The sequence below is a fragment of the Leptolyngbya sp. NK1-12 genome, from assembly GCF_032598965.1.
Lineage (GTDB): Bacteria > Cyanobacteriota > Cyanobacteriia > Elainellales > Elainellaceae > Elainella.
In genome coordinates this window covers 1,083,395-1,108,791 of the sequence record NZ_CP053587.1, presented here as the reverse complement: position 1 = coordinate 1,108,791, position 25,397 = coordinate 1,083,395, and the positions used below count along the sequence as shown (strand labels likewise).

Annotated in this window: 19 protein-coding genes; 6 read left to right on the top strand and 13 right to left on the bottom strand. The window is 51.4% G+C overall.

Annotated features, from left to right (window positions below; genetic code table 11):
* Window positions 1-46: 46 nt before the first annotated feature.
* The gene (locus HJG54_RS32805) at window positions 47-766 is read right to left on the bottom strand and encodes a DUF2459 domain-containing protein (RefSeq protein WP_316436051.1); all 720 of its coding nucleotides are present in this window, start codon (window positions 764-766) and stop codon (window positions 47-49) included.
* Window positions 767-997: 231 nt separating this feature from the next.
* On the opposite strand from HJG54_RS32805, the gene HJG54_RS32800 reads away from it, so the two are divergent.
* The 5 genes from HJG54_RS32800 to HJG54_RS32780 all read left to right on the top strand — a co-directional run bounded on the left by HJG54_RS32800 (window position 998) and on the right by HJG54_RS32780 (window position 7,221).
* Window positions 998-1,870: a hypothetical protein gene (locus HJG54_RS32800; RefSeq protein ID WP_316436050.1), complete on the top strand. Its 873-nt coding sequence runs from the start codon at window positions 998-1,000 to the stop codon at window positions 1,868-1,870.
* A gap of 293 nt (window positions 1,871-2,163) precedes the next feature.
* Window positions 2,164-2,841, top strand: a complete 678-nt coding sequence (gene rppA, locus HJG54_RS32795) for a two-component system response regulator RppA (protein WP_316436048.1) — start codon at window positions 2,164-2,166, stop codon at window positions 2,839-2,841.
* Between the two features lie 19 nt (window positions 2,842-2,860).
* Window positions 2,861-4,312 carry a sensor histidine kinase gene (locus HJG54_RS32790; protein WP_316436045.1) on the top strand — a complete coding sequence of 484 codons (1,452 nt, stop codon included), beginning with the start codon at window positions 2,861-2,863 and terminating at the stop codon, window positions 4,310-4,312.
* A gap of 634 nt (window positions 4,313-4,946) precedes the next feature.
* Window positions 4,947-6,728 (top strand): group II intron reverse transcriptase/maturase, encoded by a 1,782-nt coding sequence (gene ltrA, locus HJG54_RS32785; protein WP_316436043.1) that lies wholly within the window; start codon window positions 4,947-4,949, stop codon window positions 6,726-6,728.
* 166 nt (window positions 6,729-6,894) lie between these two features.
* Window positions 6,895-7,221, top strand: a complete 327-nt coding sequence (locus HJG54_RS32780) for a hypothetical protein (RefSeq protein WP_316436042.1) — start codon at window positions 6,895-6,897, stop codon at window positions 7,219-7,221.
* Window positions 7,222-7,600: 379 nt separating this feature from the next.
* Here the strand turns inward: HJG54_RS32780 and HJG54_RS32775 are convergent, their stop codons facing one another.
* The gene (locus tag HJG54_RS32775) at window positions 7,601-8,824 is read right to left on the bottom strand and encodes an S-layer homology domain-containing protein (protein ID WP_316436041.1); all 1,224 of its coding nucleotides are present in this window, start codon (window positions 8,822-8,824) and stop codon (window positions 7,601-7,603) included.
* Window positions 8,825-9,289: 465 nt separating this feature from the next.
* Here HJG54_RS32775 and HJG54_RS32770 point away from each other — a divergent pair, with 465 nt between their 5' ends.
* Window positions 9,290-10,315 (top strand): LysR family transcriptional regulator, encoded by a 1,026-nt coding sequence (locus HJG54_RS32770; protein WP_316436038.1) that lies wholly within the window; start codon window positions 9,290-9,292, stop codon window positions 10,313-10,315.
* Between the two features lie 326 nt (window positions 10,316-10,641).
* Here HJG54_RS32770 and HJG54_RS32765 read toward each other — a convergent pair whose 3' ends face one another.
* The 11 genes from HJG54_RS32765 to HJG54_RS32715 all read right to left on the bottom strand — a co-directional run bounded on the left by HJG54_RS32765 (window position 10,642) and on the right by HJG54_RS32715 (window position 24,923).
* Window positions 10,642-11,691 (bottom strand): NAD-dependent epimerase, encoded by a 1,050-nt coding sequence (locus HJG54_RS32765; protein ID WP_316436035.1) that lies wholly within the window; start codon window positions 11,689-11,691, stop codon window positions 10,642-10,644.
* The gene (locus HJG54_RS32760; RefSeq protein ID WP_316436033.1) at window positions 11,684-12,919 is read right to left on the bottom strand and encodes a histidine phosphatase family protein; all 1,236 of its coding nucleotides are present in this window, start codon (window positions 12,917-12,919) and stop codon (window positions 11,684-11,686) included. The genes HJG54_RS32765 and HJG54_RS32760 overlap by 8 nt, the downstream gene beginning before the upstream one ends.
* Before the next feature lie 73 nt (window positions 12,920-12,992).
* Window positions 12,993-14,882: an ABC transporter ATP-binding protein gene (locus HJG54_RS32755; protein ID WP_316436031.1), complete on the bottom strand. Its 1,890-nt coding sequence runs from the start codon at window positions 14,880-14,882 to the stop codon at window positions 12,993-12,995.
* A gap of 47 nt (window positions 14,883-14,929) precedes the next feature.
* The gene (locus tag HJG54_RS32750; protein ID WP_051926087.1) at window positions 14,930-15,895 is read right to left on the bottom strand and encodes an aldo/keto reductase; all 966 of its coding nucleotides are present in this window, start codon (window positions 15,893-15,895) and stop codon (window positions 14,930-14,932) included.
* A gap of 40 nt (window positions 15,896-15,935) precedes the next feature.
* Complete coding sequence (locus tag HJG54_RS32745) at window positions 15,936-17,012, bottom strand: glycosyltransferase family 2 protein (RefSeq protein ID WP_316436027.1); 1,077 nt, start codon at window positions 17,010-17,012, stop codon at window positions 15,936-15,938.
* Between the two features lie 20 nt (window positions 17,013-17,032).
* Window positions 17,033-18,229, bottom strand: a complete 1,197-nt coding sequence (locus HJG54_RS32740) for a glycosyltransferase (protein ID WP_316436024.1) — start codon at window positions 18,227-18,229, stop codon at window positions 17,033-17,035.
* Window positions 18,230-18,363: 134 nt separating this feature from the next.
* Entirely contained in the window at window positions 18,364-19,500 is a 1,137-nt protein-coding gene (locus HJG54_RS32735) for a glycosyltransferase family 2 protein (RefSeq protein ID WP_316436022.1), read from the bottom strand.
* A 56-nt stretch (window positions 19,501-19,556) separates the two neighbouring features.
* Window positions 19,557-20,900, bottom strand: coding sequence for a glycosyltransferase (locus HJG54_RS32730; protein WP_316436020.1), 1,344 nt, complete (start codon window positions 20,898-20,900; stop codon window positions 19,557-19,559).
* Window positions 20,901-21,029: 129 nt separating this feature from the next.
* Window positions 21,030-22,220: a glycosyltransferase family protein gene (locus HJG54_RS32725; RefSeq protein ID WP_316436019.1), complete on the bottom strand. Its 1,191-nt coding sequence runs from the start codon at window positions 22,218-22,220 to the stop codon at window positions 21,030-21,032.
* Window positions 22,217-23,455, bottom strand: coding sequence for a glycosyltransferase (locus HJG54_RS32720; protein ID WP_316436017.1), 1,239 nt, complete (start codon window positions 23,453-23,455; stop codon window positions 22,217-22,219). The genes HJG54_RS32725 and HJG54_RS32720 overlap by 4 nt, the downstream gene beginning before the upstream one ends.
* 64 nt (window positions 23,456-23,519) lie before the next feature.
* Complete coding sequence (locus HJG54_RS32715) at window positions 23,520-24,923, bottom strand: UDP-glucose dehydrogenase family protein (protein WP_316436016.1); 1,404 nt, start codon at window positions 24,921-24,923, stop codon at window positions 23,520-23,522.
* Between the last annotated feature and the right edge of the window lie 474 nt (window positions 24,924-25,397).

The following is a 25,397-nucleotide window of genomic DNA, read 5'->3' as shown; positions in this document are numbered from 1 at the left end:
TCATAAATATTTTACTTTCGCGCCATTTGGAAGCGGTTTGCAAGTATCAATTCAGATTTGTCAGTTGTTGCTTTGTGATTTTGTTAGCTTGCGAACTCGTTGAGTATGGTTCAGCACAGGTTGGCTTTAGCACATGCATAGTTGCCGCAGCATGAGCTGCCCATAGGGGAGTATCAGCACCGGCCACATGCAAGCCTCGCGCTGTCCAATGGTTGCTGTTATTGAACAGCGAATAGGTGCCCTTAGCCTCATAGAAGGTAGCATTCAATTCTTTATCGGTTGTAACAAGGATAGGCTGATGATTAGCATCAGTTTGAAACGTTTGTTGAATGAATTCAATCAGCTTGAGATAATGGATTGCAGTCACCCCAATGCATTCGGTTTCGTAATGGCCAGGAAAATCAGAATAGCGCTGAATTTTGATGATCGACGCATTCGGCAACAGCAGTGCTCTAGTGCCCTGAATCAATTGAGCAACCGATGAGCTAGGTGGATCTACGTACCAAGTTCTCTCGCCCCAGCCAATGCCGACATACTGAATAGTCTGATCCACACCACTGAAGCGACCTCGCCAGCTATACAGTTGGTTTTCAGCCGGGATAATCAACATCGAATGGTAACCAAAGCGCGCCATACAGACTCGATAGGCACAGGTTGCAGTAGCGTTGCCTTCACCTTTCCTAGGAGTAAATAGGCTGACTAAGGCCACTAGCCCAATCGTCAACCCCGCCATTAAACAATAAGCAACCAATTGTTTTGATTTCATTGTGCTGAATTTGAGAGGGGCAGTAAAGTATGACACCACCAGTACAATTTTACCAAGATACTTTCCAAGGAATTTTATTTCAAGCGCAGAAAATCTCTGAAGTCCGCAATGCAGGAGGTAGCCTTCTGGTCATTTTCTGGTCATCATTCACTGCTAAACATTGTTCTGTAACCAGAAAAAATCAGTTCTGTTTGGCTTCAATACTCTATTGCTTTGCTGGAGGTCTTCGAGATGGTTACAAATATCAGGGATCTACAAGTTCGCGATGACTTTATTGTTACCATTGCTGGAACAGTCATCAATGTCCGTGAAGACGAGTTTCTGCTCCAGGACAGCACAGGGCAGATTTGGGTTGATGCCATCCGGCGAGGTTCGGGCACCATCGACCTAGCAATAGGCGAACAGGTGACCGTGACGGGGGATTTGGATGATCTGGAAGACTTCGATGCAATTCGGATTACTCGCGCAGATGGATCAGAGGTGATTGGGCAACCCCGCCCAAGAAACGGCAGACCAGGAAACGGTAGGCCAGGAAACGGTAGGCCAGGAAACGGTAGGCCAGGAAACGGTAGACCGGAGAACGATCGCCCGATTGACCTCGATGCTGCCCCGCGAGTGAATATTGGCGATTTGCGTGTGCGTGATGATCTCTTTGTGACCATTACTGGCACTGTGACTCAGATTCGGGACGATGAGTTTATTCTGCGTGATCGGACTGGTCAGGTGCTGGTCGATGGAATCCGCAGAGGCGGTGGCAGTCTCGATATTGCCATTGGCGATCGGCTGACGGTAGTTGGAGATTTAGATGATCAGGACTTTGATGCGTTGAGAATTACTAGACCGGATGGTTCCATCGTGGCATCCCAGCCAGCCCAACCCCGAAATCGACGGAGAGATGGAGACTTCAGAGACGGCAGAGAGAACGGTGATTTCAGCGGCCCGCCGCCTTGGGCAGGAAGACCGGGCGGTCCAAGAGGCTGGCAAGGGGATGAATTTGCTGGTCCGCCGCCTTGGGCTGGGCAACCGGGTGGTCCTCGCAGTTTTCTCCAATCCACCGACCAGTCCTGGGCACAGCCCCTTGATGTCGATTCATCCATCTTCTAACGTTTCGTTCTTGTGTTCCCTTAAGATGAATTTATTTCTATTCTATTTAGTGGTTAACGATATACCGGATCCTGAGAGGGTAGAGCGTTGCTCTGTCCTCTTTTAGTACGTTTTATTGCCCTAGCTTTAAGACATACAGCGTTTTTCACTCATGGAAGGTATGGGGGTTGGGGGCGAAGCCCCCACGCAGGGGCAGTGCCCTACACCCGGTTTTTCGTACTTCACTAGCCTGAAAAAGGCTGTAGATTCGTTCAAAATAAAAATGACAGCCTAGCAAGCGATACAGGTTTTGTATGCGGATTCTACTGGTGGAAGATGATCCTGAGCAATCAGAACCCCTTTATGCAGCCCTCACCCGCTCTGGTCATATTGTGGATGCCGTTGAAGATGGGACAACCGCTCAGTGGTTAATTGGCGAAAAGGGCTATGACCTGCTGATTCTAGATTGGATGTTGCCGGGTGAAGATGGCATTGTCCTTTGTCAACACTATCGCCAGGCTGGTAAAACAGCACCGATTCTCATGCTGACTGCAAAAGATACAACTGCCGACAAAGTAATGGGATTAGATGCCGGAGCCGATGATTACTTGGTCAAACCCGTAGATATTGTGGAATTACTGGCGCGGGTTCGGGCTTTGCGGCGGCGTTCGCCCCATTGGTGTGGTGATACCCTGAAAGTTGCAGATCTATCGCTGCACCTCGATACGATGCGTCTGACCCGAGGCAGCGACAGCCTAAAGCTAGCAAGCCGCGATTTCCAGCTCCTGGAATATATGATGCGGCATCCGTGCCAAATCTTGACTCATGACCAGATCGAGCAGGCCCTGTGGGAATGGGAAGCAGAACCGGAAAGTAACGCCGTCGCCAGTCGCATCAAGCGATTGCGGCAACGCCTGCGTGAAATCGGAATTGATACTTGGATTGAGACCGTTTATGGCATAGGCTATCGCTTAGAACCTCCTGCTCCCTAACCATGCTTGATTGATCACCATGCCTGACCTACGGCAGCTGCACAAATACTGGCAAACTCTTCCCATCCGCGTCCGGGGAACCGTCATTATTGCCATTCCTGTAACCTGTCTATTTACAGCTCTGTCTGCCTTCGCCTGGTTAAAAGCCAGCCTGGTAGAAGATGAAACCTGGGTTCAGCACACACAAACTGTGCGTCTGGAAACCAAAAATCTGCTGAATGCTTTAATTGATGCAGAAACAGGAGTGAGGGGCTATGGCTTGACGCAGCGCGATCAGTTCTTGACTCCCTATAATCGCGCTCAAACCGTGATTCCCCGCTCGTTGGATCAACTAGAACGGCTAGTACAAGACAATCCGGAGCAGACCCGTCGTATTCGAGATATCCGTGTTCTGGTTGCTGAAAATTTAGCGATTTTGCAGCAGAAGTTGACCTTGCAGCGAGAACTAAGACGCATTCATACTGGCGTCGATACTCTAGTTCCAGCCGCCTCCCTATATGAATGGTTGGAGGAAGGAAGAACGACTATGGATGAAGCACGTCTTGCAATTGATCGGTTTATTCAAACGGAAGAGGATCTGTTAACACAACGAAAACAACATCAGGATTTCTATCGCCAAATTACCTGGATGGCGCTGTGTATCTCAGGAATAATCGGTACAGTAGGGGCCTGGTTTGCAATTCACCTGTTTTACCAATTGGAGCGAGAATTAGCCAACCGAGAAGTTGCTTTACGGCAGACGAATGAGCGGCTAGAAAATGCCTGTGACCAGCTTCAGCGATTTACTGCCAATGCCTCCCATGAACTGAGAGCACCGTTAGCTGCCATGCTGAGCAATGCCCAAATTGGGTTGATGGATCTGGAAGACTTAGAGGAGCCTGCGCCACCGCTCCACAAGCGACTGAATAAAATTGTCAGCCTGACCAAGCAGATGAGTGGGTTAGTCGATGAGCTGTTGTTTCTAGCCCGTCATGAAGGGTTATTGGCGGCTGAAACGCTGCAACCCGTTGATCTGACAAACTTATTGCATCAGCTCAAGGCGGACTGGTTGCCCCAGGCTCAAGCCCATCAGCTACAGTTGATCGAGCAATTACCCAGTCATCCTGTAATTGTGAAGGCCGATGCTTGTTTGCTCCGTCAGGCAGTTGCCAATCTGCTCAGTAACGCCTGCCGCTATACGGCTGCTGGGGGGACGGTGAAACTACGCCTACTTGTGCAAGGCAATCAGAGCCTGATTCAAGTAGAAGATAGCGGCATTGGCATTCCTCCTGACGCACTACCCCACGTGTTTGAGCGCTTCTATCGCGTGGATTCAAAACGGTCTAAAGCGTCCGGTGGAATGGGGTTAGGACTAGCAATCGCCCAACAAATTACTCAGGCCCATCGAGGCCAAATTAGCGTCACTAGTACTGTGGGCAAGGGATCAGTATTCCAGATTGTATTACCCACCAGTGCAGCTTTGATAGATTGACATACTCCCACGGCAAAAGCGCGTGCTGCGACTCGTTCGCTAGAAACTAATCTAGCAATAGATTAGAAGATTAGCGGCAAGGAGCCACAAGACCGAGAGGTCTAAGGAACCTTGACAACTCATTGTTCGTGTCGGTGCAATTCCGACCTCTTGTGGTGACAAGGTGAAAGCACATCCCCATCTAGCGACTGACTCTCAAAAGATGAAGCGGGATGCACGGAAGTATCTGGTAGCCTAAGCCGGAAACTCTTCCAGCACAGTTAGGTATGGATAGGAGACGAATCCATGTCCGAATCTTCGTCATTAGTGACAAGCCAAATCAGGCTGATAGGCTTGACCAAAAGGTAACGGTTGTTGGTTGTCTGGTTCACGCGACAGGCAACATTCACTCAGGGAGCAATCCCAGCAACCCGGAGAACAGTGGAGTCCTAACCCTAACATCAAACGAACACTGGGAACGAGATAACCTTCTGACGGCTCTCTAGCGGAGGTCGATACCCTAGAGCAGGTGTCAAACCGAATGTCCCAGAAGGTGGGATTGGTTAAGAAGCAAACGCCCTGAGTAACGTCAGGGATATGCAGACGTAACCACTACAGATTGAACGATAAAGTCCATTAGTAGAGTTTAAATGTCATGAGCCAATCGCTAAACCCGATTAGGTATGAATGGAAGGACATCCCCTGGAAGAAAATTCAGGTGAAAATCTTTAAGCTCCAACGTCGAATTTATCGAGCTTCGCTAAGTGGAGATGTCAAACAAGTCCACAGACTCCAACGGCTTTTGATGAAGTCCTGGTATGCTAAATACTTGGCAGTTAGACGAATCTCACAGGATAACCAGGGTAAGAAAACTGCCGGAGTAGATGGGGTCAAATCCCTCACTCCTGCCCAACGCTTCCAACTGATCAACTCAATGGATTTCAAGTCCAGGAGTCGAGCCGTTAGAAGAGTTTGGATTCCTAAACCTGGCAAGGCTGAAAAGCGACCTTTGGGCATTCCGACAATGCATGACCGAGCACTACAGGCACTTCTCAAACTGGCACTGGAGCCAGAATGGGAAGCAAAATTCGAGCCAAATTCATACGGCTTCCGCCCAGGACGTTCCGCCCAAGATGCTATCGAAGAAATTCACATAGCAATTTGTCAGAAATCCAAGTTTGTCTTGGATGCAGACGTTGCTCAATGCTTCGATAAAATTAACCACGACGAGCTATTGAGAAAACTGAACACCTTTTCCCTAGCAGGTCGAGCTATCCGTGGATGGCTCAAAGCGGGTGTGATGGATGGAGACAATCTATTCCCCACGCCTGAAGGCGTACCGCAGGGCGGAGTAATCAGCCCGTTACTCGCGAATGTCGCGCTGCACGGAATAGAAACGTTCATTCTCAGTCAGTACCCGCACAACAAGAAGGGACAGAACTGGAAACCGCAATTAATTCGGTACGCCGACGACTTTGTGGTTCTCCACCCCGACTTGAAGGTAGTCGAGGAATGTCAAACCTTGATTTCAGACTGGTTAAAAGCTCTTGGATTGGAACTAAAACCCAGCAAGACCAGAATTGTTCACACGCTCAATCCCGTAGGGGAACATCAACCTGGGTTCGATTTCCTCGGATTTAATGTCCGGTCGTACCCGGTAGGTAGAACACATAGCGGTAAGAACAATAGCAAGTTAACTGGATTCAAAACAATCATCAAGCCGAGCAAAGCGAATATCAAAGCTCAGTATCGCAAAATAGCGGAGCATATTGAGTCGCTTAAGGCAGCCCCTCAACAGAGAATTATTAGGGATCTCAACCCAGCAATTCGGGGTTGGAGTAACTATTACTCAACTGTAAGCAGCAAAGCGATCTACTCAAAGCTCGACTTTCTGTTATGGAAGAAACTCTGGCGATGGGCAAAGTTCAGACATCCCAAGAAAGGAAAACGATGGATTGCCAACCGATATTGGCTGATTGACAAGGGTGAAGGATGGCGATTCAGTGATGGGAAGCATAAGCTTCTGCGTCACATCGAGACGCCCATCCGTGACCACATCAAAGTCAAAGGAAAGGCAACCCCTTACGACGGAAACTGGACATACTGGAGTCAAAGACGGGGCACATACCCTGGAGTCAGCACAACCGTCTCAACCGCAATCAAGCGGCAAAAAGGCAAATGCGCCGAATGTGGACTTCACTTCCATATGGACGACGTGATTGAAATTCATCACCTTGATGGAAATCACCGCAATACCAAAATGGAAAATTTGACAGCCATCCACCGTCACTGCCACGACCGGATACACGGTGGAAGCGGCAATCTTTCAACTCAGCTTAGTACCCATGTCAAGGGTCAATCTGGAGAGAAGCCGGATGAGCGGAAACGCTCACGTCCGGTTTTGAAGCCGAGCATGGGGGGCGACCTCCATGCTTAGGTCAGCGGCTTTACGCTCTGCTTTGTAAACAAATCTCTCTAGCAGTAATGCTGGTCATAATCTGGTCATAATCTCTCGTTAGTCTATTGTCATAGTCGATAGTGTAGTTTGATTTAAGTCTATGAAACCAATCCTAACTACAGTCTTAACCTCTACTCTAGTTGCAATGACGCTTCCTGTTGCAGAAGCACAGATTCCAATCCGTGATTTGCAGCGCAATCCGGGAACCAGCATTTCTGGCGAGATTCGCAGTGTGGTCGGCAATGAATTCATTTTGGATGACGGCACCGGCCAAATCATTGTAGATGCAGGACCCCGCTGGTATCACCAATTGAGCCTGGAACCAGGAGAACAAGTCACGGTTGTAGGTGAATATGATGACTACGATTTTGACGCCTTTCGCATCACCCGCAGTAATGGAGAAGTAATTCAAATTCGCGAGGGGGGTGGTCCTCCTCCCTGGGCAGGTGGGCGGAGACGGCTGGCTCGGTAAGCAACTCAACGACCTTTAGCAAACTAGAATCAGTCGATCGAAGATGAATTCGTTTTGATGACTAGTCTTAGGTTCGTTCGCGCAGCGTGTGCATCGCACAATCCCCCTAAACCGCTACGGGGATACGCCCTCGGCGTAGATAAAGGGGAACTTCAAACCACAGTTGGCTTGGTTCCCCCCTTTTTCAAGGGGGGCTAGGGGGGATCTCACAAGGTTTGCGCTCTACTGGCTTGGTTCCCCCCTTTTTCAAGGGGGGCTAGGGGGGATCTCACAAGGTTTGCGCTCTACTGAGAACGATTGAAGAGATGGGAGGAGATGGGAGATAGCAACCTGCCGTAAACAAACCGCTAACTCCTCTCCCCCTCACCGGTCATACAATCTAGCGCATGGCTAACGGCGCACTTAGAGTCAGGTTCAAGTCGGTATTGGGATTGATCGAAATCAGCGTCACCGAATCACGGCCTAGGAAGTAACCGGCTAGGGCACCAGCAGCACCTCCGCCCAATACGGTGATGAGTTCGACTTCCCGGTCGCCCGTCAGTCCCGTAATGGCAGCAGCGGCTCCAGCACCCAAGGCAGCTCCTCCGATAATTTCGAGGGCATTGGCTCCTCGTGTCACCCGTTGCGTTTTGGTGACAACCGCTGAGGTGGCGCTCAAAGGCAGGCGAGAGCCATTCACCAACAGTTCATTGGCATAGAATCGTGCCCCTTCTCCCTCCAGGCGAATCTCACCGACCACCTGGCTATTGGCTGGAATCAGCACTTTCCCATCCATCATCACGTCGCGGTTCAGCGTCAGCGTCAGCGGTACCGGTTTGGGTTCCTCAAGCGAAACCAAAATTTTCTCAGCTTGGTGGCCGACTGTTAGCATAGTACCAGCGGGCAATTGGGAAACCGCTGGGCTACTTGCTTGACCAACGATATAGGGAGACGAGATAGCAGCAGTTTGTCCCATACTTACCATCGCCTGATAAATAAAGGCGGCTACTTCTGCTCGCGTTGCAGCCCGATTCGGGTTGAGGGTTTGCACGTTCGGGTAGTTAACCACTATTTTCTTTTCAGTCGCGGCAGCAATGCTGTTCGTCGCCCAGTTTGGTATAGCGCTCGCATCGTTATAAACCTGCAGTACATTACCTGCCGAATTGCTAGCAGTGTATCCTAATCCATTAGCCAAAGATACCAGAACCTGAGCACGAGGAATGTTTTCTTCAGGGCGGAATACATTGCCGGGATAACCACTTAAAAACCCAGTTTTATAGGCATCCTGGATAGCCGCCGCCCCCCAGTAGTTGTTCGGCACATCCACAAAGCGGGCTTCTTGCCGCATTGGCGCACGGGAAAACGCCTGACGTACCATGGCGGCAAACTGCGCCCGTGTCACCGGATCATTGGGGCGGAATGTACCGTCTGGAAATCCTCGAATAATATTGCGCTGGTTCAGTTCTTGAATAAATCCTGCCGCCCAGTAGCTGGCTGAGACATCGGAAAATTGGGTTTGCGCTTGAACCGGAGCATAGGCCACTAGAGGTGCAGCAGCTCCAGCCGTTAGAGCGAGCATGGAAAATAGCGCAGTACCAGACTGCCAGGTGTTGAAACGAGACATCGGCAAAGGTCCTTTTGCAAAAATAGAATAACGATTGGGTGAAGTCCCCTCAATAAAGTTCCCTAAACTTAGTTCCCTTAACCGTTCCCTAAAATGCAACCCAGATTCATCGTTTGAGCGTTCAGCACAAGGGATGGGGCCGATTCCTTGTCCGTTCGTTTGGGATAGTTGTTCCGTTTAGGGTTAGATGAATTGACCTGCGCCAGACGACGAAAGTTCCCGCTTGTTGTTGGCTATGGTTTTTCACCGTTTCGCATCGTTAGCGATTCATTGCCTGTCCAGCGATGCTTTAGGAACCTCAGCTTTTGCATTACTTTGACAACATGGCTATTGCTAAAGTAGGGTATAGTTAGTTTAAACAACAGCTCTGTTGTTTAAATCTTGTGCAGGGGCATCTGTTCTCTGTGAAGAGCCGACATGGCTCAAAGCCAATAAACAAGAGATCTCTGGTGATTTGTAGATGCTATGGCACAGATCAAAGGCAAGCTAAAAAGACCGTTCATTTGGCAGACAATGACGCTACACCAGTTGCAGGTATTTGAGGCAACTGCACGACTTGGAAGTTTTACACGCGCAGCGGAAGAATTACATTTAACACAACCCACCGTATCGATGCAGGTGAAGCATCTTGCTAAAGCCATTGGCGCCCCTTTATTCGAACAAATTGGCAAACGGCTTTATTTGACCGAATCAGGTCAAGTACTGTTCAAAACCTGCCAGGAGGTCTTCGAGCGTCTAGACCGATTGGAAATCAACCTATTCGAGTTGAAAGGAGTGGCGCAGGGCCGGCTACGCCTCTCTGCCACAACGACGGCAAAATACTTCCTGCCCAAACTGCTGACGCCATTTTGTCAGCAATTCTCTGGCATTAATGTCTCCCTAGAAGTGGGCAGCCATGATACCGTACTAGACCGATTGAATGACAACTTAGACGACATTTATATCTTTAGTCGTTTACCGAAACGAGACGATATTGAGATCAAAGCATTTCTCTGTAATCCGCTAGTAGTGGTTGCACCTACTGAGCATCCGCTGATGCACAAACCGCAGGTTACACTCACCGATTTAGCTGAGTACCCGTTTGTGATGAGGGAGCGAGGTTCTGCGACCCGTGAAGCAGCCGATCACCTATTGCGGCAGCAGGGCATCCCTGTGCGAGTGAAGCTAGAGCTAGGCAGTAATGAAGCCATCAAGCAAGCCGTTAGCCAAGGGCTGGGGCTGTCTATTCTATCACTGCATAGCCTGACAGACCGGGATTCAGAGCTTCAGCTATCTGTGCTCAACGTAGACCATTTTCCAATCCATCAACAGTGGTATACCGTTTTCCCTAAAGAAAAAATTCTCTCAACGGTTGCAAGAACATTCGTCGATTACCTGCTAGCAGAAAGTTCGCAGTATTGTCAGGTCCATCCAATTTCAATTGCTCAAACTACACACATAGCAAACCTAGAGAGTAATCAGCAGAGGATGGAAGCGAGTCTGGTTTCGTAGCAGGTTGTCAACCCCCGCTCGCCAGCACGTCTAGTTGATAGACGCCGATTTTCTACTGGCTGAGGCAGGCATTTGAATAAAAAATTAGGGTACAGTTAGCAGGTTTTATGTACCCTAATTAGATCGGGGGTGATCAGGTCGGGGACAATCAGAATTGACGGCGTAATAACGGCTGCGCTGTTCCTGGTAGTGGAGGTTGATGCGATATTTGACGGTAGGAGAAGTAGCCATAATTAGGAGGATAGGAGGGGCGAAGCATTTGCGAAATGAATCCAAGGCGTGGCTACAGAGCTGCTAACGCAAATGCTTCGCCCTTACTTTGATTGTTAGCCCATTACCGAGGTGGCCAGCCGGGATGCCGCAATCATCGGGATTTGATAATAGCTGCGGTACCAATCTACAAAGCGGGGAATGCCCACTTCGATTGGAGTAGTCGGCTCAAAGCCAACGTCGCGGTTTAGGTCATCAATATTGGCATAGGTTTCCAGCACATCGCCGGGTTGCAGCGGCAGCAGGTTTTTCTTGGCTTTAAGGCCCAAACTAGCTTCCAAGACTTCGATAAAGCGCAACAGCTCAACCGGCTGATTATTGCCAATGTTGTAGATGCGGTAGGGGGCGTAGCTCGTAGCCGGATCGGGGTGAGTGGCGCACCAGTCGGGATTCGAGGCAGGCGGGCGATCTAAAACCCGCAGAATGCCATCTACAATATCATCGATATAGGTGAAGTCGCGTCGCATTTTGCCGTAGTTGTAGACCTGAATCGGCTTGCCTTGCAAAATCGCTTCCGTAAACGAGAACAGCGCCATGTCGGGCCGCCCCCAAGGACCATAGACCGTGAAAAACCGCAGTCCGGTGGTGGGAATGCCGTAGAGGTGGCTGTAGGTGTGGGCCATCAGCTCGTTGGCTTTTTTGCTGGCCGCATAGAGGCTGACGGGATGGTCCGTAGCGTGGTGTTCCGAGAAGGGCGTAGTGCGATTGGCTCCATACACCGAACTCGAAGAAGCAAACACCAAATGGCGAACATTGGCGTAGCGGCAACCTTCTAAGATATTGGTGAAGCCAACCAGATTACTTTGCACATAGGCATGGGGATTTTGCAGTGAATAGCGCACGCCCGCCTGAGCCGCTAGATGAATCACTCGTTCTGGCTGGTGCTGGGCAAACAGAGCCATCACCGCTTCCGTATCGGCCACATCTAGCTTATGGAACTGAAAATTGGGCTGGTTCAGCAAAAACAGACGGCTTTGCTTCAGGGCTACATCATAGTAGTCATTCAGGTTATCGAGGCCAATAACCGTTTCACCCTGCTGCAACAGCGCTTGGCAGACATGAAACCCAATAAAGCCCGCAGCACCCGTGACAAGAATTTTAGCCATTGACCCTACCTCCTAACGTGACACTAGTTTGAGTTGCGGCAGCTAATCCGGCAGTTCCTGCAGTAGACAAGTTAATAGCCTGCACAACTGGGCGCTGGTTAGCACTGGGGTAGTGCAATACAGACAGGCAACCAGGATGGAGTTGGAACCGTCGGTGTTGGTTCAGGGGGAGTCCAGTCGCCTCAGCTAGGAGCAACTGCAAGCTAGCTGGGGGCGCAACCACTAGTCCAGTGGTCAGATCGGAAATGGTAATCGGTTTCCAGCGTAAGGTTCCCAGCCAATCCTGCAAAAACTGTTCGCGGCAAACCTGCAGGTTCACAGCTCTAGGATGGTGGACTAAGAGGCGATCTACAGTAGGATGATCGAGGTCGCTGGCGAGGCTGAACTCGATTGGAACAGATTTGAGAAATTCAGCTAGTTTAGCAGCATCCGTGGCATTGGTATCAGACGGCACCAGCAACAACCGCAGCCCCTGTTTGCCTTCCTTGAGTTTGGGCAAGGTTTCTCCCAGAGGGGTTGTCAAATTCAGAACTTCCAGTTGGGCAGTTTGCAAATCAGCCGCAACATTAAGGATACTGATACCGCAGTTGGATTGCTGCAAGCTGTGGTGGTGGGCCGGTGATAATCCTAACGCTGTGCTAATCAGGGCATGATTTGTCCCACCGTGGCTGATTACCAGAATGGTCTGACCGGGGCGGTGGGGCAGAACGTCTTGCCAAAACTGCTCGGCGCGTAAATAGAGATCGAGGACGGGGAAATATTCGGTTTGAGTAGCTGTTGGGGCAGGAGCAGTCAGGACAGCAGTATTCCCGTAATGCTTCTCTAATTCATACTCTGAAGCATGTCGATGGCCCATCTTGAACTTATGGGGCTGCTGTTTCCAGGTTTGATACAGCTCCGTAAATTCAGTTTTTACCTGCTCATAGGGCAGTCCTTCCCAGTCTGGCAGCTCAATTTCTCGGAGCTGAGGGCGAACATAAACAGGAATGCGGTGATCCAGATAGGGTTGAATCTGCTCCAGGGTCTGTTTGGCGCGGCGCAACGGACTGACGTAGATCGCATCAATCTCCAGATCTTGCAGCCATTGGCCGATCTGACATGCTGTTTCGCATCCCTGTTCGGTTAATTCTGATGCATCCGAACTCCCTTGATAGCGTTGCTGTTGGTTAAAGGTACTGCGTCCATGTCGCATTAAAATGACGCGAGTTGCCCGGTTGGTTGGATTCATAGGTCTGAGGGGGGAGGGGTAGGGGGTGGGGGGAGGGGGTGGGGGGTAGAGGGTGGGGGTGGGGTGAGTTCAGCTAGATGGCGATGACATTATTGCCACCATTGCGTTTATTTTGGAGGGAATAGACTTTGGATTGGGCGTGGTATAGTTTGGCGTATTTGCCGCCGAGTTGAAGTAGCTCTTGATGAGTGCCTTGTTCTAGAACTCGGCCATTTTCTACATAGAGAATTCGATCGACCTGCTCTACGGTATGCAGGTTATGGGAAATAATGAAGGTTGTGTAGCCTTGGGTTAACCGTTTCAATGCCTGATTCACCACCTGTTCGCTGTGGTTGTCGAGACCGGTGGTTGGTTCATCAAGGATGACAATGGGGGCGCGTCGGATCGCAGCTCGAGCAATGGCAATCCGCTGCCGCTGGCCGCCAGAGAGGGTGGCTCCCCGTTCGCCCAGAACCGTATCGTAGCCTTGGGGTAACTTGATGATAAATTCATGGGCGTTGGCTAATTTGGCAGCGGCTTCTACATCTGCATCCGTCGCGCCCAGACAGCCGTAGGCAATGTTTTCCCGCACGGTTGAGGCAAACAGAATGCTGTCTTGCAAAACGATGCTGATCTGCCGTCGCAGGGAATCAATTTTGTATTCGCGTAGGTCATGGCCGTCGATCAGGATGCGCCCTTCCAGCGGGTCATAGAAGCGTAACAGCAAACTGACCAGAGTGGATTTACCGCTACCGGAGGGTCCGACCAACGCCACATGTTCACCGGGCTGCACCACAAAGCTGACATCACAGAGGGTATCCGCGTTCATCTCAATTGATTTTTGGTCAGCAAAATCGGGTCGGTTGTAGGCAAAGGTCACCTGCTGAAACTCGACTGCACCCCGAAAGGCAGGAGCCTCGATTGCGCCGCGCATATCTCGCACATCGGGAATACGGTCCAGAACATCAATAACCCGCTCACCCGAAGCGGTGGCTTTGGCAATCTGGCCAGCGTATTTGGCCAGCTGGCGAATCGGTTTGAAGGTCGTCTTGAGATAGGTGATGAATACTAGCAGTTCGCCTGCCGTCACCGCTCCTGCGAGCACGAGCTGCACGCCTCGCCATAGTACTAGCGCCACTCCCACCGTGACTAGCACTTCCATGGTCCGCTCTAGGGCCGCACTGAGTTTTTGGGCTTCGGCATCTTCCTGCAAACTTTCGCGGTTGTGGCTGGAGAACGTAGACTCCAAGAGATTTTGTAGCGACAAAGCCTGCACCACTTTGATCGCTCCGATTGCCTCGGCGGCAGTGGCGGCCATCGCTCCTTCGCGCTTCCGCTGGCGGCGCACGACCTCCCGAATTTGGCGGCTTGTGCGGGTCATGGACCAGACAAACAGGGGAAAGATGGCGATGGCAATCACGGCCATTTCCCAGTGCAGCCAGAACATTACGGCAATCATGCCCACTAGGGTAAGAGTGCTGGCGAATAGAGGCAAGAGAGCCATCACCGTCACTTCCCGCAGGCGGGTAATATCTTGCGTGACGCGGGCAATCAGGTCGCCGGTCTTGGCCTGACTGTGGAACGACAGCGACAGCCGCTGCAAATGGCTATAGAGGTCACCCCGGATTTCGGCCATCACCCGTGAAGCCGCTACCGCCATGCCTGCGGTACTAGAGTAGGCCGCCGCACCGCGCAACATTGCCAACCCGATCGATCCCAGCGTCAGCAGTGACAATAGCAGCAGCGTTGAAACGGGACCAATTCCCGGTAACGTTAGTGCCGTACGATTGGCACCGGGTAACAGAATGTAGTCGAAGATAATCTTCAGCGGCCAGGGTTCTAGCAAGCGCAGCAAGGTTTCTGCCAGCAGCGCTAGAAACGATAGGAACAGCAGTGTCCGCTGTTTGCTAATCTGTGGGGCAAACCGGCGTAGGATTCGCCCCATTCCCGGCAACGTTTCTTTTAAACTGGCAGTGTGTTTCATTGCTCTAGTCAGTAATTGCAGTAGGTCGAAGGACGATTGGAGTTCTATTATCCAGCCATTGCCGCTGGTTCTCCAGCCGTAATAGGCGTGATCGCCTCTAGCAGTAGCTCGCGCTCTCTGGGGGTCAGCAGTTTGTCTCCAGCTCTGGCATTCATGGCCGCCTGTTCTGGGGATTTGGCTCCCGGAATCGCGACCGGCTGCACCGGATGGGAGGTGACAAACCGCAGGGCTGCGGTCACCATGTCTTCTCCTGGCGGCAACAGGTTCTTGAGCCGCTCGACGATTGCCAGTTGTTCGGCTAGTTTGCGGCTGCGATTCTCGTCACTATACCACTCGGACCGAACCGTATCGGTAAACACCGTATCCGGCGAGTATTTGCCTGACAGTAGACCCTTGTAAAGCGGACCGCGCACCAGCACGGCAATGCCATGTTCTTGACAATAGGGGAAGAATTCTGCTTCGGCTTTGCGATTGAGCAACGAGTATTCCACTTCCACAACGCTGCAAGTATTGTGAACATTAAACCGCTTTAGCACCTTAAGTTTGTCGGTGGAAATACCGTAGGCGCGAATCAAGCCCTGTTCCTTCAGTCGCTCAAATCCCTCTAGATATACGCTCGGATCTTCGATTTTGCCATCGTGACACAGCATCACGTCAATGTAATCGGTTCGTAGCCGGTAGAGCGAAGCATGGACACAGAGCCGCACCATATCCACAGTAGTCATCGGCACCATCTGCCCAGTACGTCTGCCCCAGCGACCAATCTTAGACACCAGATGTACCCGGTCGCGCAGCCCCATCAGTGCTTTGCCCAGTCGTTCTTCCGACAATCCGGTCGGGATACCATAGGACTCTGCCGTATCAAATAGATTAATGCCGTGCTCTACTGCACTGCGAACGGTAGCTAAAGCCGTTTCCTGATCGATTTCACCCCACTGGTTACCAATATTCCAGGTTCCCATCCCAATGGTGGAAACATTAAATCCTGCGTTGCCAAATGGACGATACAGCATGATGTTCTCCTGATTATTGACTCAAAGCTATCCTGAGAGCTTACTGCACCAGCGTAGCTGTCACATGGCGATTCAGCCATTTTTCTAGCGCCACAAGGCGTTTTTCTAGCCATTTGCGGCTGTTGGCTCCCAGAAAACTAAACGGCTCAACAAGGGGGCGAATCATTTCTTCGCGTCTGCGCCAACCCAGTTTCTTCAACCGCTTGCTGAAATATTTGCCTTCTGCCAAATCCCATTTTTGCTGGAAGTGAAGCAGACTTTCGCGTTCCCAGGCATCGCTCCAACGCACCATAAAGTAGGGCAGATCGGACCAATGCAGAGCCGGAGCCGGAGGATGGGTCAAAAAGGTGACAACCGAATCGGGTTCAAAATAAACACTGCCGCCGGCCCGCGCTACGAGCATACAGAAATCGAGGTACTCTTTGGTGCAGGAAAAGCCTTCATCCAACCGGCCAATTTGCTCGAAAATTTCGGTACGCACCAGCATGGCGTGAAACTCGACGAATCCGGTGGGCTGGCGTTTGAGCTGGTCACGCACCTCCGCCACCTTGCGGTTTTGGTGATAGGTTTTTTCGTGGATTTGCCACTTGCCCTTGACTCCAGGAGTTTGCGGTACCGTGGGTTCTCCCTTGAGGAACTTGGCGTATTCGTCGGGCGACATATATTCGCCACCGGCGCAGTGAACAATAGTATGCACGGGCAAATACTGACAAACCAACGAGCCAACTACAGCTGCTCCCGTTTCTTCTGTACACTTGACCAACGCCTCCAACCAGCCCGGTGCAAAAATCACATCGTTATCGACGAACACCACATACTTACTGCGTACCTGCTTTAAGCCGACATTGCGGGCTTGATTAGGCGAGAGGAAGTGATCCGAGCGGATCAACTGAAACCCTTTGCGTTCCGATTCTGTTTGCAGATAGCGCTGCAGTTTAGCCGGCGAGTTGTTGTCTACGTAAATCAAATGAAACGGATAAGATGTATGCTCGTAGAGACTTTCTAGCGATAATTGGGCAAATTGAAATCGTTCACGTGGAACAACAACAATTGTGACCTCTGGAGTCGTAACCTCTGGAGCTGTGACCTCTGAAGTTGTGACCTCTAGAGTGGACATTTCTTCCTCCTTGCAAAAGTCTATTTCCATTGCATCGCGGCAACACCTAGAGCCTGCTGATAGACCTGCTGCCAGTTTTGTTTTTCAATCGCGGGCGTGAGCTGCGTCAGCACCTTATTTCTGGCGGCGATACCCAACTGTTGGCGCAGATCGGGCTGGGTGCTTAACTGATAAATAGCATCAGCTAGTTCTTCACTAGAGAATGGATTGATTACCAAACCATTCACACCATCGTCTAAAATTTCGCCAATCGCGTCTACGTTGGTGCCGATAATGGCTCTTGCTGCCAGCATCGCCTCTAGCAGCGCATTCGGACAGCCATCATGAATCGAGGGGATGGCAAAAATATCCATGTGGGGCAGGTAGGCCAGTGCCTCAGAGCGGCTAATTTTTCCCGTAATCAGCACCCGGTCCGCCATGCCGCTTTCCCGCAATTCCTGCTGCCAGTAGCCGCTTTCCTTATCGACAAAACTACCGACAAATAGCAGCGTCAAGTCCAACTCTGGTAGACTGCGGCAGGCATCCAGCAGGTATTCCACCCCCTTCTTGTCGCGAAAGCTGCCCACCGAACCAATCACCGTGCCCCGAAGCTGATGAATTAAGCTGGGTGTGGGCAACTCGTCGAAGGCAAAAGGAGCAATTGAGTTCCAGAAAGCCGACGAGCGTGGCCCAATTTCTGGAACCAGCACTCTGGCTCGCTGCATCAAGTCACGGCTGACAAAGGTGGTCCAGTCGGAGTTGGCTAAGGTCCAGGTGATCTGTCCGTGCTGCTGGGGGCTAAAGATATGCTTGTGCAGATCGGCACCCCGCACGCTGTTGATCACGGGCACACCCATTTCTTTGGCTAACAAGGTGGTCAAAAAGCCCATCTCGTTGATGAAAAAGGCATGGAACAGGTCATACTGGTGTTGACGATGCAGGATACTCAACTGGTCATATAGATCGCTGAGGTAGTCCTGTTCTTTGCCAATCTCAGAGCGAATCGCTGGATGCAACCGATGGACAGTGATGCCATCCCGATTTGTGGTGACACAGCCGGCCCGCTGATATTCACCTGCCAAGGCTTTTTCGCGCTCGGTTCTGAAGATGGCCCGAAAGACAGCAACGTGAACCTCGTAGCCCAATTCGAGCAGCATGCGAGCAATCCGATAGACTGATTCCCCTACTCCACCAACATCAGGAGGAAATTCCAGTGACGTGATACAAACTTTGATCATGATTCCGTGTTTTTAGTAAGTAAAAGAAATTAGGTCAAGCGTGGTTGGTTTGGTCAGTTCTGCACAGAGCATATAATTTCCCCAATAGTCATTGGCAAATTAGCCGTTCCGTTTTCTATGCAGATGCTTTGTCTTCACCGGTAGAGTTCTGTTGTTGCCATTGCAGGTTCTCGATTCCATTCTCGGTTTGATTGACTGGTTTGCTTCAAAACACGCTGCCGCTGTTGGAGATACCGATAATAGAACCAGCGATTGACCAGGCGTTCCACAGCAACCAAAACACTTTCTACCCAAGCGTTGCCTTGACCGAACGTGAGACGACGCACCAGCGGTTTAACCAGCAACTCATGACGGCGGGCACCCACCTTTTTGTAGCGCTTTTTGAAATACTCGTCTTCGGTGAGCTGCCATTTTTGGCGTAGATGGTGCAGGCTAGCGAGGTCCCACTCGTCATTCCAGCGCACCATGAAGTAGGGTAAGTCAAACCACTTAAAGTCAGGCAATTGCACGGAGCCAAACCAGCTGACTAGCCCCTGCTGATTTGACTCGATGCCAATTGTATCCGTCGTGATCACCGCTTCTCGTTCACTGTAGATACTGCCTCCGGCCTGAGTCACCATGAAGCAAAAATCGATATGCTCGCGAGTCGCCAACATGCCTTCATCCAGCAGGCCAATTTTTTCAAAGATGGCGGTCCGCACCAACATACAGTGGAACTCAACGTAATCGGTTTTTTTGCGGTGCAGTTTATCCGGCACATCGGCCACTGCTTTACCCGTCAGCGCCGCACTCTGATAAATATAGCGACGAATTTGGCCGTCTTTGACTTCTGTAGTGATGTAGGACTTACCACCCGCGTTATGGATCACCTGATGGGCCGGTTGACCGATGCAGGTGAGCGGACCCACCACTGCCGCATTGGTTGCTTCGGCGCATTCCACCAGCTTGGTTAACCAGCCTGGTTTAACAATGACATCGTTTTCGATGAAAACAACATATTTATAAACATCCTTGGCATGCTCGAGGACATACCGCAGTCCCACGTTTTTAGCTTGGCTGGGAGAAACAAAGTAGTCGGTGCGCAGTAACTTAAATTGCTTTTCCTGGGCTTGAGCTTCCAGGTAGCGGCGAATCAACGGCGGTGTGCACACATCCACATAGACTAGGTCAAAGGGGTAGTCGGTGTCCCGGTAGATGCTTTCTAGCGAGGTTTGGGTTGAGCTAAATCGCTCTCTGGGTCCGACAATCAAGACAACATTGGGTTGGGACATCGCTATTTCCTCTCCTCTTCATAATCTGGTTTGCACATACGTTACAGATGAGTTACTCAAGCAGCAACCGTTACGTCATCAAGCAATTGTTTGATCCGATCTGCCGACTTTTCTGCGCCACGCAAATCAAACGAGTGGGAAGCTGGGGGGCGTTGCAGCGCGGTCAGGATTTTCTCAGCCAAGCGTTCAGGCTGGAGATCGGCAGTGGTGAGCACGTCCAGGATGCCCTTTTGGGCTAGCTTCTCGGCTCGGATAGTCTGCTCGCCGGTCTGTTCTTCGGAAGCTGCCGGAAAAATCAGCGAACGCACTCCCGTCCTTAGAATATTCATCGTGGTGTTGTAACCCCCCAAGCTGATCGACAGATCGGCTCGCTCCAGATATTGAATCAAATGCGGTGTAAACCGGCGAATCACCAGATTTTCGCAAGCTGCCGCTTCCAGAGCCGCCACCTGGTCATCCAGCATAAATGGACCGGTGAAGATGTGAAACTGATGAGGAATCTGGTCAGCCAAACGCTGGCTAGCATTCGCAACTGCGTTCAACAACTCGTATCCAAATCGACCTCCGCCTGCACTAGCAACAATCATCGGTCGATCTGACGACAGATAGGCTGTGTCGTTCGCATCTAGGGGCACTCGTTCAGGCGGGGACTGGGCCACATAGCCGGTGTAATAGATCGCGCAGTTGAGCTGATCTACGTTAGGAAGCTGTTCCTCTAGACGCTGTACCTGCGGATCGCTGTGGATCAGCACTAGGTCAAAATACTGATTCACCAGATCACGCACCTTATCGTATCGCTTAGCCCGAGCCGTGGCAGCCAGGGTTTGGGTCATGATCAGATCGCGCAGGCTGCACACAATCTGAGTTGAAGCAGTCAAAGCCCGATCCAGTAGTGGCAGCAGCTCAAACTTCAGCTTGTGCTTACTGAACGGAAAACACTCGATGATCAGGCAATCCGGCTGGAATTGTTCAAACACTTGCAGCAGCTGATCCTTACGGTTCTCTTTCACCGCCTCGATGCATTGGGACGGCTCAACTGCGGCCAGTTGCCCCGCCACTTCTAGAATCGGCGGCAAATGCACCACCTCGACGCTGGCCGGAAACTCAAACCCATAGATCGGCTGTCCGCCATTCACGAAGCACACTTGAAAATCTTTCATCAAGCTGCGAACAATTTCCGTACTCCGCACCAAGTGACCCATACCAGCGAGATATTGGCAGTAGAACATGACTTTTTTCATGGCAATGACCTCTTTGTTGGGGTGGGGGGTGAGGGGTAGGGGGTGAGGGGTGAGGGGTGGGGGGTGATGAGGAATGAAGGCGTTGCTGAAAGAGGGATGAACCTGGAGTTGCTGTAATGTTGGTAGCTTCCTAACGCTGGTGAAGCAGATAATATCCACTGTTCTAATTTCTCACTCAGGATTAAGCCAGGTATGAAGCTTGCATGAGAAGATTTTCATTCTCTTACCTACTCTCTCACCTACCCATCCACCCCTCACCCCTCACCCCCAACCCCCAACCCATTCACCCTACACCACCGCCACTTCCCGCACCATCGACCGCACGAGCTGAGCCGTTTTTTCCACTCCCTGCATGTCAAATCGGATCGAGGCGGGGGCTTGCTGTAGAGAAGCAATTACCTTTTGGGCAAATCGTTCGGGTTGGAGATCCTGGCGCTGGATCACCTGCACGATTCCTAATTCCGCTAACCGCTCGGAGCGTAATCGCTGTTCCTGATCGTCATTGCCCTGAAATGGTAACAGCATTGATCGCACACCTGTAGTCAAGACGTTCATTGTGGTGTTATAGCCAGCCATGCTAATCGATAGATCGGCTTGTCGCATGTAGTGCAGCAGATGGGGCGTGAATCGTTCTACGGTGAGGTTGCGGCGCTGCAAGGCCATATCACGCAGGGAGGCATACACGTCATCTGGACAGAACGGTCCGGTAAACATCTGAATCTGATGCGGAATCTGATCGTCTAGAAATTTGCTGGCTTGGGCGACACAATGGAGCAACTCATGCCCAAACCGGCCACCGCCAACGCTGGTGAGAATGAGGGGCTGGGGCACGCTTGGAATCGGGACTTCAGCCGGATCGGGGCCATTCATTTGCGCGACATAGCCGGTATAGTGCACCGGACAATTCAGATCCTGCACTCGCGAAAAGCTAACTTCTAAAGGCATGAACTGGGGGTCGCCGTGGATCAGCAGCAGATCAAAATACTGGTTCATCAAGCGGCAAATTTTCTCTTCGTGGCGTGCCCGATCCTGTTTGGTGACTACAATATCCCGCAGGCTGCACACTACTTTGGTATCGGCAGCCTTAGCCTGCTCTAGCAAGGGAATCAGTTCGGCAGAAAAGCGTCTGCGGCCAAACGGAAACAGCTCGATCATCAGCACATTGGGCTGCACTTGCTCAAAGATAGACAGCAACAGATCGCGGCGATGGGCCAGCACCTGCTCTACGGTTTGGAAACCATCAGGGATTTGCAGTTCTCGAAACTCGCTATCGGTTTTGATGGCCGGGATATTGATCAGATGAACCTGATGGCCCTCCGGACCGTGCGGAACACGAGGAACGGGAAAGCCATCGATGACTTCACCGCCATTGATAAAGAAAATCTCAAAATCCTGCAACAGGCCGCGTACAATCTCTAGACTGCGCACGAGATGACCAATGCCTAGAATATGTTGACAGTAAAACATCAGGCGTTTCATGGAATGGCAACCTCCAGAGGACACAAAGGGGCTTGAGACGAGAGCGGCTTCAGCAAACACTGGGGGGGTTGACGGAGAAGCGCAAACAGGTATTCGGTGATCCGCGGCAGGGCATTCATATCGAGTTGGGCAGCAGCCGGATTGAACGGCGAAGCCTGTAGCTCTTGCAGCATCAGCTCCATCAAGTTTGTGGGTGTCAGATCATCGGGATGAATTGTTCGAAATAGCCCGTACTGGGCCATACGTTCCGCCCGAATCCACTGTTCCGCAACGGGTTGGGTGCGGGGAATCACGATGGCCCGCTTCTGCAGCGACAAAATTTCGGTGATCGTGTTGTAGCCCCCCATCGACACCACTAAATCTGCTGCCGCCATGTAGCTAGTCAAATCATCTGTAAACTCTAGAAGCTGGACGGTGGCAAAATTAGCAGCCTGTTGGCGCAGCGCTTCCCGTTCTGCGGCTGGCATTTCTGGACCGGAAACGATTACGCTTTGCAGCGAGTCGGCAGACGGCAATGCGGCTAAGCTGGCTAGATAGGTGCTGGCTAATCGATAGCCATCGGCACCGCCTCCGGGCGTCACCAGCACTAGCTTCTGATTTGGCTGTACCCCAATTTCTTGCCGCAGGATTTCGGGTGGTTTTAAACCGGGTTCCCGGCGGATGTAGCCACAGAACCGCACCTTCTGAGCCACTTCGCGAGGAAAGCGGTACTCGGTGCGCACATCGAAGACCGCTGGCGTTCCCACGACCCAAACTTGGTCATAGCGATTAGCGATGGTTTGATAGTAGCCGTGGCGCTGCCATTGCTGAATCGTGGCTTCCGGACGGTCCAAAATGTCGCGCAGCAGCAAAACCAGTTTCGTCTGCGGGCGAATCGCACGGAGATAGTTCAGCGTTGTTTTCAGCTCTGATTCCAAGCCATCGGGCTTTTTATCAACTAGAAACAAATCGGGTTTGAAATTGCGGGTAGCGGCCAGAATCAGATCAGACCGCAGCTTCACTGCATCCTTCAGGTCGGCATCGAGATACTTGGAGGCCATTTCTCCCGCTTGGTCGCGCCCGACACAGGGCAGTTTAATGTAGTCGAGACCTGCGGGTAGACGGAGGCTATGCAGAGCCGGGGAGCCAGACACAACCAGAATCGAAACCTGCGGAATGGTTTTGAGTAAGGATTCACAGATTGCCAGCATGCGGCGGATATTGCCCAAGCCGAAGGCATCGTGAGAGTAGACCATCAGTTTCATCTGCAAAAATCTCCGTGTTTCTGACTGTCGGTCAGTGATGTGAGGATCAAACGGCTCAGGCTAATAGCAGCGGCGACGGGACCTGACTAGACCGGGCATAGCCAAAGTTGGGGCGGCCCATACCCACGTAATAGAAGCCAGCGTCCACCAATAGCTGTGGATCTAGGCAATTGCGTCCGTCTAGCAAAATCGGTGTCACCATCTGCTGTGCTAGCTGAGCATAGTCAAGTTGACGGAACTGGGGCCAGTCAGTCACCAAAACCAGCGCATCACAGCCAGCCGCTAGATCTTCGACCGTGGGAGTCAGGCATGCTGTCTGAGGCAAGACAGGGACCGGGGCATCGGCTTTGGCATAGAAGGGATCGTAGGCTTTGACTTTGGCACCGAGTCGATGGAGTTGTTCGATCAAATCCAGGGCAGGGGCATCGCGCAGGTCGTCGGTGTCGGGTTTAAAGGTCAGCCCCAGCAGACCAATCGTTTTACCCTTGAGGATTTTCAGCACCTGCTGCAGTTTTTCGATGGCCAGCCACCGCTGCTGACGGTTGGTGCTGACGGTTGCCTTGAGCAATGAGGCATCGTAGCCATAGTCTTCCGCAATGTGCACCAGCGCTGATACATCCTTGGGAAAACAGGAACCACCCCAGCCGATCCCCGCCTGCAAGAACTTGTTGCCGATGCGCGAATCGAGACCAATGCCGGTCGCCACCTGGGTGACATCCGCCCCCACCCGGTCGCAGATATTGGCAATTTCGTTGATAAAGCTAATTTTGGTGGCGAGAAACGAGTTGGCGGCATACTTGATCATTTCTGCCGAAGCCAGGTCGGTAATTACCACGGGAACAGGCGGCAGAGTTGGGTCGGCAGCAAACTGGCGATTGACGATTGGCTCATAGAGTTGCTGCATCAAGGCGATGGCCCGGTCACTGTGGCTACCCAACACAATCCGATCCGGGTTGAAGGTATCGTAAACGGCAGAGCCTTCGCGCAAGAATTCGGGGTTGCTGACCACATCAAATCCAGCAATTAGCTCCTGACGTTCTGCAACTCCATCCATGACGATGCGGCGGACCCAATCACCAGACCCAACGGGTACGGTAGACTTGTTCACAATTACCTTGTAGCCACCGTTTAAATGCTCACCAATGCCACGAGCTACTGCTTCTACATAGCGCGTATCGCTTTCACCGCTGGGCAGGGCTGGTGTACCCACCGCAATAAACAGAATCTCTCCGTGGGCAACCCCATCTGCCAGATTAGACGTAAACGATAGCTTCCCAGACTGCATTGAAGATTTCATCAACTCCGACAATCCCGGCTCGTAGATCGGAGACTGTCCAGACTGCATTAACGCTACTTTTGCTTCATCCTTGTCTACGCAAACTACATCATGCCCGACGTGAGCTAAGCATACACCAGTCACTAAACCTACATATCCCGTTCCAATCACGCATACTTGCATAAGACTTACCTCTCAGCAACTTGTAAAGAACTTGAACCAGGAACTTGAACGAAGACTCAAACACTTGTTGTGAATTGACTAATCCAAGCTGACAATATCCTGCGCTACCGATCCGCACCCTCGTTAGAGCTTCTGAGTTTCAAACCCCTTTGGGAGTCTCGGATCGGCTCTAAGCTGGAAGTCAGCAAAACTTCTACTGCTTAGCGGTCTAACGTTCCCGAACTTACGTTAGAACTCTCTCCATACTTCATGCTGACTTTCACCTCTAGTTTCATGTCTACAGCTTGCCAAAGGGGTGTGAATTGTCAATGAAGGATTGATGAGACCTCCCTCATGAACGTTCAATGAAGCATGGATGAGAAATTTCTTAGAAGTAGTGCCCTATACAGGAAGTTAAAATTTCGCTCTAGAGGTAGATTCCGTTCTCTGTCTGATGATAGAAAATCAACACGGAGGTGTTGTACGGCAATCGTT

Bases quoted from the DNA above. Each gene is read 5' to 3' on its own strand.
- HJG54_RS32735 (WP_316436022.1), bottom strand. From the start codon at position 19,500: ATGTCCCAACCCAATGTTGTCTTGATTGTCGGACCCAGAGAGCGATTT.
- HJG54_RS32740 (WP_316436024.1), bottom strand. From the start codon at position 18,229: ATGATCAAAGTTTGTATCACGTCACTGGAATTTCCTCCTGATGTTGGT.
- HJG54_RS32805 (WP_316436051.1), bottom strand. From the start codon at position 766: ATGAAATCAAAACAATTGGTTGCTTATTGTTTAATGGCGGGGTTGACG.
- HJG54_RS32760 (WP_316436033.1), bottom strand. From the start codon at position 12,919: ATGAATCCAACCAACCGGGCAACTCGCGTCATTTTAATGCGACATGGA.
- HJG54_RS32770 (WP_316436038.1), top strand. From the start codon at position 9,290: ATGGCACAGATCAAAGGCAAGCTAAAAAGACCGTTCATTTGGCAGACA.
- HJG54_RS32775 (WP_316436041.1), bottom strand. From the start codon at position 8,824: ATGTCTCGTTTCAACACCTGGCAGTCTGGTACTGCGCTATTTTCCATG.
- HJG54_RS32765 (WP_316436035.1), bottom strand. From the start codon at position 11,691: ATGGCTAAAATTCTTGTCACGGGTGCTGCGGGCTTTATTGGGTTTCAT.
- HJG54_RS32715 (WP_316436016.1), bottom strand. From the start codon at position 24,923: ATGCAAGTATGCGTGATTGGAACGGGATATGTAGGTTTAGTGACTGGT.
- rppA (WP_316436048.1), top strand. From the start codon at position 2,164: ATGCGGATTCTACTGGTGGAAGATGATCCTGAGCAATCAGAACCCCTT.
- HJG54_RS32750 (WP_051926087.1), bottom strand. From the start codon at position 15,895: ATGCTGTATCGTCCATTTGGCAACGCAGGATTTAATGTTTCCACCATT.
- HJG54_RS32755 (WP_316436031.1), bottom strand. From the start codon at position 14,882: ATGAAACACACTGCCAGTTTAAAAGAAACGTTGCCGGGAATGGGGCGA.
- ltrA (WP_316436043.1), top strand. From the start codon at position 4,947: ATGAGCCAATCGCTAAACCCGATTAGGTATGAATGGAAGGACATCCCC.
- HJG54_RS32800 (WP_316436050.1), top strand. From the start codon at position 998: ATGGTTACAAATATCAGGGATCTACAAGTTCGCGATGACTTTATTGTT.
- HJG54_RS32790 (WP_316436045.1), top strand. From the start codon at position 2,861: ATGCCTGACCTACGGCAGCTGCACAAATACTGGCAAACTCTTCCCATC.
- HJG54_RS32780 (WP_316436042.1), top strand. From the start codon at position 6,895: ATGACGCTTCCTGTTGCAGAAGCACAGATTCCAATCCGTGATTTGCAG.
- HJG54_RS32725 (WP_316436019.1), bottom strand. From the start codon at position 22,220: ATGAAACGCCTGATGTTTTACTGTCAACATATTCTAGGCATTGGTCAT.
- HJG54_RS32745 (WP_316436027.1), bottom strand. From the start codon at position 17,012: ATGTCCACTCTAGAGGTCACAACTTCAGAGGTCACAGCTCCAGAGGTT.
- HJG54_RS32720 (WP_316436017.1), bottom strand. From the start codon at position 23,455: ATGGTCTACTCTCACGATGCCTTCGGCTTGGGCAATATCCGCCGCATG.